Annotated in this window: 12 protein-coding genes; 11 read left to right on the top strand and 1 reads right to left on the bottom strand. The window is 64.8% G+C overall.

Going from position 1 to position 13,451, the window contains the following annotated elements; genetic code table 11:
• From QZ281_RS07660 to QZ281_RS07650, 3 genes are all read left to right on the top strand, one after another.
• Positions 1-757, top strand: a 757-nt coding sequence (locus QZ281_RS07660) for an amidohydrolase family protein (protein ID WP_292226751.1), incomplete at its 5' end; no start/stop codon positions are given.
• Positions 758-780: 23 nt separating this feature from the next.
• The gene (locus QZ281_RS07655) at positions 781-1,062 is read left to right on the top strand and encodes a DUF3311 domain-containing protein (protein ID WP_292226748.1); all 282 of its coding nucleotides are present in this window, start codon (positions 781-783) and stop codon (positions 1,060-1,062) included.
• Entirely contained in the window at positions 1,059-2,522 is a 1,464-nt protein-coding gene (locus QZ281_RS07650) for a sodium:solute symporter family protein (protein ID WP_292226744.1), read from the top strand. The genes QZ281_RS07655 and QZ281_RS07650 overlap by 4 nt, the downstream gene beginning before the upstream one ends.
• Before the next feature lie 16 nt (positions 2,523-2,538).
• On the opposite strand, the gene QZ281_RS07645 is transcribed toward QZ281_RS07650, so the two are convergent.
• A complete protein-coding gene (locus QZ281_RS07645) occupies positions 2,539-3,462 on the bottom strand; it encodes a LysR family transcriptional regulator (RefSeq protein WP_292226741.1) in 924 nt (307 codons plus the stop codon).
• 155 nt (positions 3,463-3,617) lie between these two features.
• On the opposite strand from QZ281_RS07645, the gene QZ281_RS07640 reads away from it, so the two are divergent.
• The 8 genes from QZ281_RS07640 to QZ281_RS07605 all read left to right on the top strand — a co-directional run bounded on the left by QZ281_RS07640 (position 3,618) and on the right by QZ281_RS07605 (position 13,443).
• On the top strand, positions 3,618-4,526 hold the full coding sequence (locus QZ281_RS07640) for a dihydrodipicolinate synthase family protein (protein ID WP_292226753.1): 909 nt from the start codon (positions 3,618-3,620) through the stop codon (positions 4,524-4,526).
• 5 nt (positions 4,527-4,531) lie between these two features.
• Entirely contained in the window at positions 4,532-5,731 is a 1,200-nt protein-coding gene (locus QZ281_RS07635) for an FAD-binding oxidoreductase (RefSeq protein WP_292226738.1), read from the top strand.
• A complete protein-coding gene (locus tag QZ281_RS07630; RefSeq protein WP_292226735.1) occupies positions 5,724-6,017 on the top strand; it encodes a 2Fe-2S iron-sulfur cluster-binding protein in 294 nt (97 codons plus the stop codon). Before QZ281_RS07635 ends, QZ281_RS07630 begins: the two co-directional genes overlap by 8 nt.
• Positions 6,014-7,381 carry an NAD(P)/FAD-dependent oxidoreductase gene (locus QZ281_RS07625; protein WP_292226732.1) on the top strand — a complete coding sequence of 456 codons (1,368 nt, stop codon included), beginning with the start codon at positions 6,014-6,016 and terminating at the stop codon, positions 7,379-7,381. Before QZ281_RS07630 ends, QZ281_RS07625 begins: the two co-directional genes overlap by 4 nt.
• Before the next feature lie 113 nt (positions 7,382-7,494).
• Positions 7,495-7,998, top strand: coding sequence for a VOC family protein (locus QZ281_RS07620; protein WP_292226729.1), 504 nt, complete (start codon positions 7,495-7,497; stop codon positions 7,996-7,998).
• A gap of 12 nt (positions 7,999-8,010) precedes the next feature.
• Complete coding sequence (locus QZ281_RS07615; RefSeq protein ID WP_292226727.1) at positions 8,011-8,415, top strand: RidA family protein; 405 nt, start codon at positions 8,011-8,013, stop codon at positions 8,413-8,415.
• A 75-nt stretch (positions 8,416-8,490) separates the two neighbouring features.
• Positions 8,491-11,484, top strand: a complete 2,994-nt coding sequence (locus QZ281_RS07610; protein ID WP_292226725.1) for a TonB-dependent receptor — start codon at positions 8,491-8,493, stop codon at positions 11,482-11,484.
• Positions 11,485-11,643: 159 nt separating this feature from the next.
• Positions 11,644-13,443, top strand: a complete 1,800-nt coding sequence (locus tag QZ281_RS07605; protein WP_292226722.1) for a DUF885 domain-containing protein — start codon at positions 11,644-11,646, stop codon at positions 13,441-13,443.
• Positions 13,444-13,451 lie beyond the last annotated feature (8 nt).

Below are 13,451 nucleotides of genomic sequence, written 5' to 3'. Positions count from 1 at the left end.
GGATGGTCCCTACGCCTTCGCCCGTGCGGCGCGCGAACAGATCAAACAGGGCGCCAGCTGGATCAAGATCGCCATTTCGGGCGGCATTTCGGATGTTCATGGCGACATCGCCGCGGCGCCCATGACCAATGACGAACTGTCGACCCTGATCGAGGTTGCGCACCGCAACGGCGTGCGTGTCACGGCCCACAACGGCTCGCCCGAGGCCGCCATGCAGGCGCTGGAATACGGCATCGACTGTTTCGAACATGGCTATCACCTGACCGAGCCGGTTCTGCGCCGCATGGTGCAGCAGAAGGCCTGGCTGGTGCCGACCATCGTGGTCAGCCAGCCGGGGGCCAAGGACTTCTACCGCCGCATCGGTTCGCCTGACTGGTATCTGGCGCGCGTGGACAGCGTCGGCCGCGACCACTGGGCCGTGCTGCAGTCGGCCATTCGCCTGGGCGTGCCGATCGCTCTGGGCACCGACCAGTTCCCGTTCGAGGACAATGAGGGCACGACGGCGACGGTGCGCGAGGCTGAACTATACGTCGACGCAGGGATGACGCCCGTTCAGGCGCTTCAGGCCGCCACTATCCAGCCCGCCCGCATGATGCGTCGCGAAGCGGACATCGGCAGCATCACGGTCGGTAAATATGCGGACATCGTTGCAGTGCGCGCCGATCCGACCAAGGACATCAGCGCCTTGCGCACGATCGATTTCGTCATGAAGGGCGGGGACGTGGTTCGCCACGACGCGCCCGCCGCCGCGCACTAGCTGACCGCGATCCGAGTAAGCTTATGACCGCCTCATCGCCACGCACAGCGTCCTGGAAACGCTATGGCCATCGCTGGCTGTTGCTCATTCCCTTCATCTGGCAGATCGGCTGCGCGCCGTTCGTCAACTCGGCGTCGGTGCGGGTCTTCTCCCTGCCGTTGCCGCTGGTCTGGCAGATGGCGGGCATCCTGATCGCCAGCGCCCTGATCGCCCTGGTCTTCATGTTGGATGAGCGCATGGAGCGGGCGCTGGGCCTTGATGAAGACAGCGCGGATCGTGCCGCCGATGCGGAGGCGTCCTCGTGATCCTGTTCCTGACGATTTCAATAGTCGTCGCGACCATGCTGGGCGCGATGCTGTACGGCCATCAGAAAAGCCGGGCCAAGAGCGTGTCCGAATGGGCCGTCGGCGGGCGCCGGTTCGGCACCCTGATCTTCTGGTTCCTGAACGCGGGCGAAATCTACACCACCTTTGCCGTGCTGGGGATCTCCGGCTTTGCCTGGGCCTATGGGGCCCCGGCCTATCTGGCCTTCACCTCCGTGTCGCTGGCCGCCACCCTGGGTTACTGGCTGATGCCGCGTATCTGGCAGGCCGGCCGCGAGGGCGGCTTCATTACTCAAGCTGACTTTTTCGCCGCCCGTTACAAGGCGACGTGGCTGGGCTGCGTGGTGGGTCTGGCGGGCATCATCGCCATTATCGTCTATGTGCAGATCCAGATCACGGCCCTGAGCATGATCCTGCGTCTGACGCTGGGTGCGGAAGTGTCCGTTCTGGCTTCGGCGATTCTGGCGGCGGTCATCATGCTGGGCTTCGTCTATGTTGCGGGGCTGCGCTCGGCGGCTTTTGCGGCGGGCGTCAAGGACGTGCTGATGGTGGTACTGGTCGTCGCTCTTAGCGCCACGGTGGCGCATAAGGTCGGGGCGATCTCGATCCTGGATGTCTTCGACAAGGTACAGGACCAGCACCCCGGCATCGGCGTCTTCCCGGGCCTGGTTCCCGAGGCGGGTCTGACCGTGACCTGGCTGATGACCTCGGCCCTGAACGTGGCCCTGGGCACGTGGATTTTTCCGCACATGTTCCAGCTCTGCTATGCGGCAGGCAGCCGTAAGGCGATCCGGCGCAACGCCGTCTGGCAGCCGCTGTATTCGCTGTCCTTCTTCTTCATCATCCTGCTGGGCTTCGCCGCGTTGCTGGCGGGCACACAGCCGCCAGGCGGCGATGTGAATGCCGCCCTGCTGCAGTTCGTGTCTGATTCCTATCCGTCCTGGATGATCGGTCTTCTAGCAGGCACCGCCTGTCTGCTGGCCCTGGTGCCGGGTTCGGTTCTGCTGTTGACGGCGGGTTCGATCTTCAGCCGCAACGTGCTGATGCCGCTGCGCCCCGGTCTCAGCGATCAGGCAGCGCTTCGGGCTTCGCGTCTGTCGATGGTGGTGTTCGCGGGGGGCGCCGTCTGGCTGACGGTGGGGGCGACCGCGTCTCTGGTCGAGATCGGCCTGTCCGCCTATGCCGCCATCGGCATGCTGGCGCCGGGCGTGTTCCTGGCCTTCCTCTGGCCGCGCGCCAACGCTGTCGGCGTCGCCGCTGGCATGGCGGCAGGCTATGTGGTGCTGCTTGTGCCCGCGGCACAGAACCTGTTCGGCCTGATCTTCCCTGAGTGGGAGAAGGGGCTGGTCGCCATGGGCGTCAACGCCATCGTCGCCGTCGTGGTCATTCTGATCACCAGCGCGCGCGAAAAGACGGCCCAGCCCCAGCCCGTCGCGGGCTAGGGCCGACCATCAGCGGTCAGGCCGCCGTCCGCTCGCCTTCGTTTGCGCTCCAGGCCTTCAGCTTGGCTTCGAGCGTGGACAGCAGGCGGGCGGGCGCGCCGTCCAATTGGCGGCCCAGGCGGTGGATCAGGCTGACCGTGGTGTATTCCAGGCTGGCCTCATGGATGGGCCGCGCCACCAGCGAGCCTTCGGCCAGTTCCGTCGTTGCCGCGATCTTGGGCAGGACCGTCACCATCCGCCCGGCCTTTGCGGCCTCACGCATCACATAGATGGAGGTGGTGGTCAGCTTCGGCTCCAGCCAGATCTCCTCGCGGCGTTCTGCGTCCCGCAGCAACTGACGAATCCGCAGGGCGGCGTCAGGCAGGCACAGGTCGAACTGGCTGATGTCCTGCAGCGACAGGGCCTCCATCTGGGCGGCCGGGTGATGCGGCGCGCACAGCACCATAAGCGGTTGGGCCGCCGTGGCGCGCACGCGGATCTTGGGCTCGTTGCAGTCGTTAAAGATCAGGCCGCAGTGGGCGCTGTCGTCCAGCACGCGCTTGACGATGTCGGCTGTCGACAGCACGGAAATGGTGACCGACACGCCGGGATGCTGGCTCTGAAAGCCTTCGATGGTCTCCAGCAGGAAGCCCCCTAGAAACCCCTCACCGATGGAAATATCGATCTTGCCCGCCTTCAGTTGGCGATAGTCGTGCAGACGGTTCTTGAACGCCTCCTCGTTCGACATGCAGCCCTGATAATATTCATAGGTCAGCCGCCCGGCCTCGGTCAGGCGGATCGTGCGGCGTCCGCGCTCGATCAGGGCCACCCCCATTTCCCGCTCAAGCTGGGCGATCTGGCGGCTGATCGACGAGACGGCGACGCCGATCTTGTCGCTGGCCAGACGCATCGAGCCCAGGCTGGCGGCTTGATAAAAATAGTGCAGCGACGTGACCTGCATGCCGTTTGCCTCCCAACAGATGACCGGATTCTGCGTTGCGTTTGTCGCAACGATTTTGCGCATTCATACCATCTTGTGAGCGTGACGAAAATGCCGGAGACAGTGCCAAATCTATAATCAGCACTACAAAGAGGTGCTCGTTGACATCCAAGAGAATGCGCGTCGACTGGCGCGGTTACATACCCGCTATAACGACGCCGTTTGATCGCGATGGAGCGATGGACTTTCCTGCGCTTGGTCGATTGCTTGATTGGCTGCACGGTGAGGGCATGCATGGCCTTGTCGTTGCAGGAACAACCGGCGAGTGGACAAGTATAAGTGCTGTAGAGCGTCATGCGCTTTTCAATGCGGTCGGCGCCCAGATGAAGGGAAAGCTGCCGCTTATCGCGGGCTGCACTGCCTTCACGGCGGCTGAGGTCGTGGAGTTCACCATTTCGGCGGCGGCGGCGGGCTTTGAGGGCGCGCTGGTCACCCCGCCGCCCTACATCCGGCCGGGTGAGGACGAGATCGTCAACTTCTACCGCGCCGTGTCCGATGCGTCGGCCCTGCCGATCTGTGTCTACAACTGGCCGCCCGGCACCGGCATCGACATGCCGTTCAGCGTGCTGGAGCGTTTGGCGGCGCTTGAGAATGTCGTCGCCATCAAACAATCGACCGGCGACCTGCGGGCCTTCACCCAGACCTATTTCGGTCTGAAGGATCAGGTGCGGGTGTTCGGTCACAGCATGGACGACGCCGGTCTGGCCCTGCTGAAGGGTGCGGGCGGCGACGGGACCATGGGGGCGGGCGGCGTGCTTGGCCGCGCGCAGCCAGACTTCTATAACCACATCTGGGCCGGTGATTTTGACGCGGCGCGGGCGTGTGGACGCCAGGACCGGGTTATTATGGACGCGTGGTACACACCCAATCTGGTCGGACGCTTTGGCTCCGGTCCGGCCATTCTGAAGGCGGCTCTGAATGTTCAGAAACTGCCGGGCGGCCATGTCCGTGCGCCGTTGATGGATGTGTCGGACACTGATCTGGACAGCATCCGCGCGACCCTGGCCAGCCTGGGACGTGTCTAAACACGATGCGAAGCGTCGATGTTCTGGTGATCGGCGGCGGACTGGTGGGCTGCGCAACAGCCTGCCGACTCGCCGGCGCCGGGGCTTCGGTCGAACTGATCGAGGCGTCCTATCTGAACGCGGGCGCCTCAGGGGCGAATGCCGGGTCGCTGCATTTCCAGATCGAGCGCCGCTTTCTTGAGAACGGCGACGCATTGGCCGACCAGGCGGCGCAGATCCTCAGCCTGAACCGTCTGGCCATCGAAGAATGGCGCGGGTTGGAGGCTGAGCTGGGCGACAGCCTGCATGTGCATATGCACGGCGGTCTGATGGTGGGGCAGACCCCGCAGGAGGTCGCGCTGCTGGAAGCGAAGGTCGCGCGAGAGACAGCCGGCGGCCTGCCCAGCCGCTTGATCGACGGGGATGCAGCGCGGACCATTGCGCCGATCCTGTCGCCGTCCATCATCGCCGCCAGCTATCTGGAATCCGAAGGGCATGCTGATCCCAAGGCGCTGACCCTGGCGTTTGCGGCGCGGGCTGAAAAACACGGCGCCTGTCTGACCCAGGGGGCGCGGGCCGTCGCCGCGCGTCGCATACGCGACGGCTATGAGATCGCTGTGGAGACGGGACAGGGGTGCCGCCATATTCGGGCGTCCAAGGTGTTGATCGCTGCGGGGGCGTGGAGTGGCCGCATCGGCGAACTGTTCAACCTGCACCTGCCGATTTTTCCGGTCGCCCTGCTGATGAATGTGACGGAGCGCGCACCGCCTCTGATCGATCAACTGATCCAGCATGTCGGTCGGCGTCTGTCGATGAAACAGGCCTATGCGGGCAATATTCTGGTCGGTGGCGGCTGGCCGTCGCGGATGAGGCTGGACGACACGGGCCGGTTTGATCCGGGCCAGCAAGCGGACCTGATCGAGACCTCTCTGCGCGGAAACCTGGCGGTGGCGGTCGATGTGGCGCCTCAGGTGGCGCAGTTGAATCTGATCCGCAGCTGGACCGCCGTGACAGCCGTAACGGCCGATCAACTGCCCCTGGTCGGCGAAGTCCCCCAGGCGCCGGGCGTCTATGTGGCGGCGGGCGGATCGGCCTTCACGCTGGGGCCGACCTTCGCCCGTCTGCTGGCGCGGCAGATTCTGGATGAACGTGAAGACCGGCTGCGCCTGTTCTCGCCCGCCCGCATCAGCCACCTCAACAGTTTCATGGGGATGGCCGGTGCGTAGCAATCAGGGCGTGGTTCGCGGTCGTCCGCTGAGCCTGCAAGTCGATGGGCGGATGATCGAGGCCTATGAGGGGGAGACCCTGGCTGCGGCCATGCTGGCGGCGGATGCGCGCATGTTTCGCCGCGACACTCAGGACCGGCCACGCGGCCTGTTCTGCAACATGGGCGTCTGCAGTGAATGTCTGGTCGATGTGGCGCTGGCCGATCAGCCCACGCGTAGGCTGCGCGCCTGCGTGACGGATGTGCAGGCGGACATGGTGGTTTCTACGACGCGTGCCGGAACATGACGGTGCGCGACGACTATGATCTGATCGTCATCGGCGGCGGCCCTGCGGGACAGGCGGCCTGTCTTGCGCTGCAGGGCAGGCTGGGGCGCGTCGCCGTTATTGATGAGCAGGCGCGACCGGGCGGACAGATTCTGCGCCAGCCGCCGCGCGCCTTCACCGTCACCAACTGGCTGGCGGGCGGCGTGTACCGCAAGCTGAAGGCCCAGTTGCGCGCGTTCGAGGCGCTGGATGGGGTGGAATGGCTGGGCGGCCGCTCGATTCTGGATGTCCGGGCTGATGCCGACGGCTGGCAGGTCCTGGCTTCCGATGGCGCGAAGGTCGCCAGTTTGCGGACGCGACGGGTTCTGATTGCGGCAGGCTGCTACGACATGACGACGCCTTTGCCGGGCTGGACCCTGCCGGGCGTCATGAGCGCGGGGGCAGTGCAGGCCTTCGTCAAAAGCCAACGGCTGACGCCGGGGCGACGCATTGCGCTTGCGGGCAGTCATCCGTTGCAGCTGCTGGTCGCGGAACAGATCATTGAGGCGGGCGGTCAGGTCGCAGCCCTGGCCTTTGCTCAGTCGCTGCAATCCGCAATCGTCCAGGCGGCGCGGCGGCCGATGACTGTCCTGGCCCATGCGACCCAGTTGCTGAAGGTGGCGCTGGGCGGATTGCGGCTGGCGGCTTCGGGGCGCCGTATCAGCTTCAATGACCGCCCTGTCGAGGTCGTGGGGGAGGGGCAGGTCCAGGCCTTGCGGCTGGCGTCTGGCGCACAGATCGACTGCGACGCTGTCGCCCTGTGCTTCGGTTTTTTGCCCCAGTCGGACCTGGTGCGCGGGATGGGCTTGCGGGTCGATCAGGGGCGGTTCGGGGGGTGGTCCGCCGTCCATGATCAATGGATGCGAAGCTCTCGCCTCGGCGTCTATGTCGCTGGTGAGACGACGGGCGTGAAGGGGGCGGAGGCTGCGCGGGCCGAAGGCGCGCTGGCGGGCATCGGCATCGTTCTGGATGAAGGCCTGATCACGAAGGCGGAGGCGGAACGGCTGGCGCGTGGTCCGCGCAGACGCCAGGTCCATGCCCTGAGATTCGCCGAACTGCTGGACGCGATCGCCGACCCGTCGGTTTTCCTGTCTCAGCCCCAGCCCGCCGATACGATCCTGTGCCGGTGCGAGGATGTGACGCAGGGCGCCGTGGACGCCGCCATCGCCGCCGTTTCCACCCCTAACGCGGTCAAGCTTTCGACGCGTTGCGGCATGGGGCCGTGCCAGGGGCGAAACTGCGAGCATTTGCTGCTGCAGCGCATGAATAGTGTCGAAAAACCCCCTCTGGGGTTCCGTGCGCGCTTCCCGGCGCGGCCGGTGCGAATCGGCGACCTGACCGCCTGATATCTTTTGCGTTCAACGCAACGATCTTTGCAAACCCACTCATTGTTTGCTTCGTCAGACCGACACAAAACTATCACCAGGGAAGGCGAGCCAACTAGACCAAGGGGAAGGTTATGGCTGAGAACCACACTGCCGGGGAGGGCGGTCGACCTACGTTCAACGTTGTCGATCATGTGTCATGGACGGTTCCGGATCTGGACGCCGCACTCGCATTCTATCGCGATGTGCTGGGGGCGACGGAACTCTATCGCATGGGGCCGCTGGATGCAGCGGACCTGCCGGTCGGGGATGATGGGCGCGATTGGATGGCGTCGCATGTCGGGGTTTCCGGCGCGCGTCTGACGCTGGTCATGTTGAAGCTGAGCGACAATCTCAACTTCCAGCTGGTCCAGTACGACAAGCCGTCGGATCGGCGTCAGGACGTGCCGCGCAACTGCGATCGCGGCGGTCATCACCTGGCGTTCAAGGTCGATGATGTCGAAGCCGCCGCCGCCTGGCTGGCGCAGCACGGCTGCACGCCGCTGGAGGTGATCGAGATCGCCGAAGGCCCGCTGGCCGGCAAGAAGAACCTCTACATCCAGGACCCCTTCGGGCATCAGCTCGAACTGGTCGATTGAGCGGAGACGACCATGCCCATCACCAAGATCAATCCGCCCCATCTTTATGAAAGCGTGCCGTTCGGCTTCTCCCATGCGGCGCTTCAGGAAGGCGGCCGCACCCTGCATCTGGCGGGACAGGTCGCCTGGGACGCCCAGTGCAATGTCGTCGGCGAGGGTGATCTGGCTCTTCAGGTCGAAACGGCGCTGCAGAACCTGTCCGCCGTCCTGGCCGAGGCGGGTGCAGATGCAGGAAACCTGGTGCGTCTTCGGACTTATATCGTTGACAATACGCCCGAAAAACTCGGGATCGTGGTCGGCGCGATCAACCGTTTCTATGCCGGAGCCACGCCTGCGCCCAACACGGTCGTCGGGGTTTCCGGTCTGGCCCTGCCGGACTTCCTCGTCGAGATCGAGGCCACGGCCAGCCTCGACTAGGGGCGCAATCCTTTTCGCCCTGGGCTCTGTCCGTGGCGTCCTTCAACACACGAATATTGTTCTGGAGTTTCAGTCTTGATTTGCAGTTTCACGCGACAGCGCCTGTTGGCGTCCACCATGATCGGCGGGTTCGCCGCCATCGCCTTCGCCGCAGCCCCTGCCGCCGCCCAGACCGAAGACACGGACGGCGTCTCCTCCCTCGGCGAGGTCGTCGTTACGGGCTCGCGCATCGTCCGTCAGGACTACAACTCCACCAGCCCCATCGTCACGGTCGGTCGTGAAGACTTCCAGGCGGCGGGTTCGGTGACGGCCGAAACCCTGATGAACGACATGCCGCAGTTCATGCCGGGCACCAGCCACGGTTCGGTCAACCCCGGCAACGGCGGTCAGGCCAACCTGAACCTGCGTGGTCTGGGCACCAACCGCACCCTGGTGCTGATGAACGGCCGCCGCCTCGTGCCGTCCAACGCCAACGGCACGGTCGATATCAACATCCTGCCCGCCGCGCTGATCCGCAACGTCGAGGTCATCTCCGGCGGCGCCTCGGCAGCCTATGGCTCGGACGCCCTGGCGGGGGTGGCCAACTTCATCATCGATGAAAGCTTCTCGGGCGTTCACATCGACGCCCAGTACGGCGAGACGGAACGCGGCGACGGCGCGACCCAAAGCTACACCATCACCATGGGCGGCAACTTCAACGACGACCGCGGCAACGCCGTCTTCTCAATCGGCCGTTCGACCCGTGAAGCCATCATGAGCGTGGCGCGCGACTTCTCGGCCGTGTCGGGCCGCAACAGCGTATCGCCTCTGGGTCTGACGACCTTCGACGGGGCCAATCTGCCCAGTCAGTCGTTCCTCAACACCTATCTGAACTGCGCCAGCTGCGTCACGCCGACGGGCGAGTTCGGCTATAACCCGGACGGTTCGCTGTTCAGCTATCTGGGCGCGCACAACTTCAAGAGCCCGGGCGGCCCCGCCTATGACGCCTATCACCAGCCGGGCGTCGCCTGGGCGTTCAACACGGGCGCAACCGGCATGCTCAGCATCCCGCTGGAGCGCTGGAACGGCTATGCCGGCGCGCGCTACAAGCTGACGGACTCTGCGGAACTGTACGGCAACATGCTGTACACCCAGTATTCGTCTGACATCCGTCTGGCCGCAACGCCGATGCCTGGTCCGTCACCGACCTACGGCTTCCGCATTCCGTCGACCAACCCCTTCATTTCGAGCGACCTGCGCGCCTTCCTGAACTCGCGGGCCGATCCGAATGCGTCGTTCGGCTATAACAAGCGTTTCGACGCCATCGGCGGCCGTCTGGCCCGCGACAGCACCACGGTCTTCCAGGTGACGACCGGCGTGCGCGGCGACCTGCCGTTCCGCGACTGGCGCTATGACGTCAGCGCCCAGTACGGCCGTGTCGATAACTCGACCGAACAGTCGGGCAACGTGTCGCGTTCGGCGGTTCAACGTCTGCTGGACGATCCCACCGGCGGCGCCAACATCTGCGAAGGCGGCTTCAATCCGTTCGGCCTGACCACGCTGTCGGCGGCCTGCGTCAACTACATCAACCGCAACAGCAAGAACGCCACCCTCAGCGAGCAGTCGATCGTCGAGGCCTCGATCCAGGGCGGCCTGTTCGAACTGCCGGCTGGTCAGGTGCGTTTCGCAGCGGGCGTCCAGTATCGTGAGGACACCTTCTCCTTCCGTCCGGACTCGGGCCTGTCGCAGAGCAATCCGATCGTCGACCACCTGGGCGCCAATGGTTTGCCGGACGGCGGCAAGATCGGCGGCGTGGAAGTCGCAGGCTTCAACCCGGTCCAGCCCCTGACGGGTTCGACCAACTCGACCGAGTTCTTCGTCGAAGCCCTGATCCCGGTCGTGGCTGCCCTGCCGTTCGTGCAGAGCCTGGATCTGAACCTGGCCTATCGCTACTCGGACTACGCCACCATCGGCGGCGTCAGCGCCTACAAGGCTGATGTCGACTGGGCTGTGTTCGACGGCCTGCGCGTTCGCGGCGGCCTGCAGCGCGCCGTCCGTGCGCCGTCCATCGGCGAACTGTACGGCAACCGCGACATCGATTCTCCGCAGATTGGCGCGCCTCTGAACGCAGCGGGCAATCCGGTGTTCGGCGGCGACCCGTGCGACACCCGCGGCGCCTACCGCAATGGTCCGAACAAGGAACAGGTGAAGGCATTGTGCCTGGCGCAGGGCCTCTCGCCCGCCGCCATCGAAAGCTATGTCTTCAACAGCACTCAGATTCAGGGCTTTGTCGGCGGCAATCGCGATCTGAAGGAAGAAACGGCTGACTCCTGGACCCTGGGCGCCGTCTATCGTCCGAAGTTCGATCACCCGCTGCTGTCGCGCGTTTCGGCCTCGGTCGACTACTACAGCATCGAGATCAAGGACGTGATCGGCAGCATCACGGCCGCTAACCAGCTGCAGGGCTGCTTCAACGCCACGGGTCAGACCAACCCCACCTATGATGTGAACAACGGCTATTGCCAGCTGTTCCAACGTGACGCCGCTACGGGCAGCATCATCAACAGCCTGGGCCTGCTGCAGAACCTGGCGACGATGAAGACCTCGGGCGTCGACCTGCAGGTGGACTGGGGCTTTGATCTGGTCGATGCGGGTCTGCCCGATGTTGGTTCGCTGAACCTCAACTTCGTGGTCGGCTGGCTGGAGACCTGGGAGCGTCAGGACGCCGCTGGCGGTCCGTTCAACGTCCGCACCGGCACGATCGACTCGACCAACGGCTTCACCTTCCCGGAATGGAAGTTCCTGACGTCGGTGAACTACAAGTTCGGCGATTACGGCCTGGGCGTCCGCTGGCGCCGGGTTGGCGAAATGCAGATCTACAACACCGCCAACAAGCTGGACGCCATCGACTACTTCGACCTGATGGGCACCTGGACAGTGAACGAACGCATCTCGCTGCGTGCAGGCGTCAACAACCTGACGGACCAGGCGCCTCGCACCTGGACGCCGGGCATCCAGGCCAACACCGATCCGTCGACCTATGACACCCTGGGACGGCGTTACTTCGTGGGTCTGACGTCGCGCTTCTGATAGCGACTTCAGGCAAGGCTTGACGGCGATGATGGCCCCATGATCGCCGTTGGTCCCTCTGTGTTGCGTTTCAGAGGGAAGTGCGCGGCGTATTTCGCGCATGGCGCAGCTCCCGGTCGTCAGGGCCGGGAGCTGCATCAGTACAAAGAGGAATGGCTTATGAGACGGCGTGAATTGCTTCTGGGCGCGGCAGGCGCCGCAACGGCTGCGGTGGTCATGTCCACGCCGGTCTCGGCCGCCATTCTGGGCCAGGACGATGTCCGCGCCCGCTTCGCCCAGGTGGTCCGTGACGGTCAGCGGGCGGACGATGCGCTCAATCCGCTGGGACTGGCCCGGCGTGGAGAGCGTCCGATCGGCGACCTGTTCGTCGATCCCCTCAGCGACGCCTATGCGGCCAAGCTGGAGCAGAACAAGCGCGGCGAACTGCGCGCCCTGGCCGCGATTGACCGCGAAGCCCTGCCACCCGGCGATCAGATCGCCTACGACGTCTTCCGCTATCAGGCCGAAAAGGCGCTGGAGGATATCGACAGCGGCGTCTTCGCCATCCGTCGTATGGCTCCACTGAACGCCTCGTTCGGCCTGCATGTCGAGTTCCCTGACTATATGTCCTCGGCCAGCGGCTTCGACACGGTTCAGGATTACGAGGACCGGCTGGTGCAGCTGGACGGCTTCACCGGCTTCATGACCGCAACCGTCGCACGTCTGCGTCAGGGCATGGCGGCGGGCTATCACCAGCCGCGCATCGTGGTCCGAAATGTTCTGGGGCAGGTCGAGGCCTTCCTGTCCCTGCCGGTTGATCAGAGCCCGCTCTATTCGCCGGTCACCCGTTTCCCGGCTTCTGTTTCAGAGGCGGACCGCTCACGTCTGGAGGCGGCCTATCGTCAGGCCGTGGAGCAGCGCGCCTATCCGGCCTATGCCGTGTGGCGCGACTTCCTGCGTGATGAATACCTGCCCACCGCCACCGAGGGCGCGGGCCTGTGGGCGATGAAGGACGGGGCTCGGGTCTATGCCTCCGATCTGGTCCGCCACACCACCACGACCATGGCCGCCGAGGACATTCACCGCGTCGGCCTGAAAGAGGTCGCCAGCATTCGCGAAGAGCTGGAAGGCGCCCGCCGCGCCGCCGGTTTCCAGGGCGACCTGTCCGCCTTCTTCGAGCACGTCCGCACCGAGCCCAGCTTCTATTACACCAAGCCCGCCGATCTGATTGCTCACTTCGAACGCATCGAGGCCAAGGTCTGGCAGAAGATGCCCGAACTGTTCTCGCGGCGGCCCAAGGCGGCGTTCGAGGTGCGTCCCCTGCCTGCGCTGGGCGACCAGAGGGGCACGGGCTACTATCGTCCCGGTCCGCCTGACGCGTCACAGCCGGGCGTGCTCTATTTCAACATGGCGATGCTGAACACGCGTCCCATTCCGACGCTGGAGACCCTGGCGCTGCACGAGGGCGTGCCGGGCCACCACTACCAGATCTCGTTGGTTCAGGAGGACGCCAGCCTGCCGGACCTGTTGCGTTTCCGTCTGGCGCCGGCGACCGCCTACAGCGAGGGCTGGGGCCTGTACGCCGAGTCTCTGGGCAAGGATCTGGGCCTGTTCGCCGACCCCTATCAATGGTTCGGTCATCTGGACATGGAGATGCTGCGGGCCGTGCGTCTGGTGGTGGATACGGGCCTGCACGCCCTGCGTTGGGACCGTCAGCAGGCCATCGACTATATGCTGGCCAACACCTCGATGGCCGAGCGTGACGTGGCCGTCGAGATCGACCGTTACATCACCAACGCCGGTCAGGCCTGCGCCTACAAGATCGGCGAACTGAAGATTCAGGAACTGCGTCAGCGCAGCGAACAGGCGCAGGGCTCCGCCTTCGACATCAGGCGTTTCCACGACCAGATTCTGGACACGGGCGCCCTGCCGCTGGACGTGCTGGAAGCCAAGATCGACCGCTGGCTGAGCGAAGCCTGATGGACGTG

This window comes from Brevundimonas sp., assembly GCF_018608325.1.
GTDB lineage: Bacteria > Pseudomonadota > Alphaproteobacteria > Caulobacterales > Caulobacteraceae > Brevundimonas.
The sequence above is the reverse complement of the archived record's forward strand: the minus strand, read 5'-3'. Positions and strand labels throughout refer to the sequence as shown.

Coding starts and splice junctions, on each gene's coding strand:
- QZ281_RS07655 (WP_292226748.1), top strand. CDS start 781: ATGACCGCCTCATCGCCACGCACAGCGTCCTGGAAACGCTATGGCCAT.
- QZ281_RS07645 (WP_292226741.1), bottom strand. CDS start 3,462: ATGCAGGTCACGTCGCTGCACTATTTTTATCAAGCCGCCAGCCTGGGC.
- QZ281_RS07640 (WP_292226753.1), top strand. CDS start 3,618: ATGCGCGTCGACTGGCGCGGTTACATACCCGCTATAACGACGCCGTTT.
- QZ281_RS07635 (WP_292226738.1), top strand. CDS start 4,532: ATGCGAAGCGTCGATGTTCTGGTGATCGGCGGCGGACTGGTGGGCTGC.
- QZ281_RS07625 (WP_292226732.1), top strand. CDS start 6,014: ATGACGGTGCGCGACGACTATGATCTGATCGTCATCGGCGGCGGCCCT.
- QZ281_RS07620 (WP_292226729.1), top strand. CDS start 7,495: ATGGCTGAGAACCACACTGCCGGGGAGGGCGGTCGACCTACGTTCAAC.
- QZ281_RS07615 (WP_292226727.1), top strand. CDS start 8,011: ATGCCCATCACCAAGATCAATCCGCCCCATCTTTATGAAAGCGTGCCG.
- QZ281_RS07605 (WP_292226722.1), top strand. CDS start 11,644: ATGAGACGGCGTGAATTGCTTCTGGGCGCGGCAGGCGCCGCAACGGCT.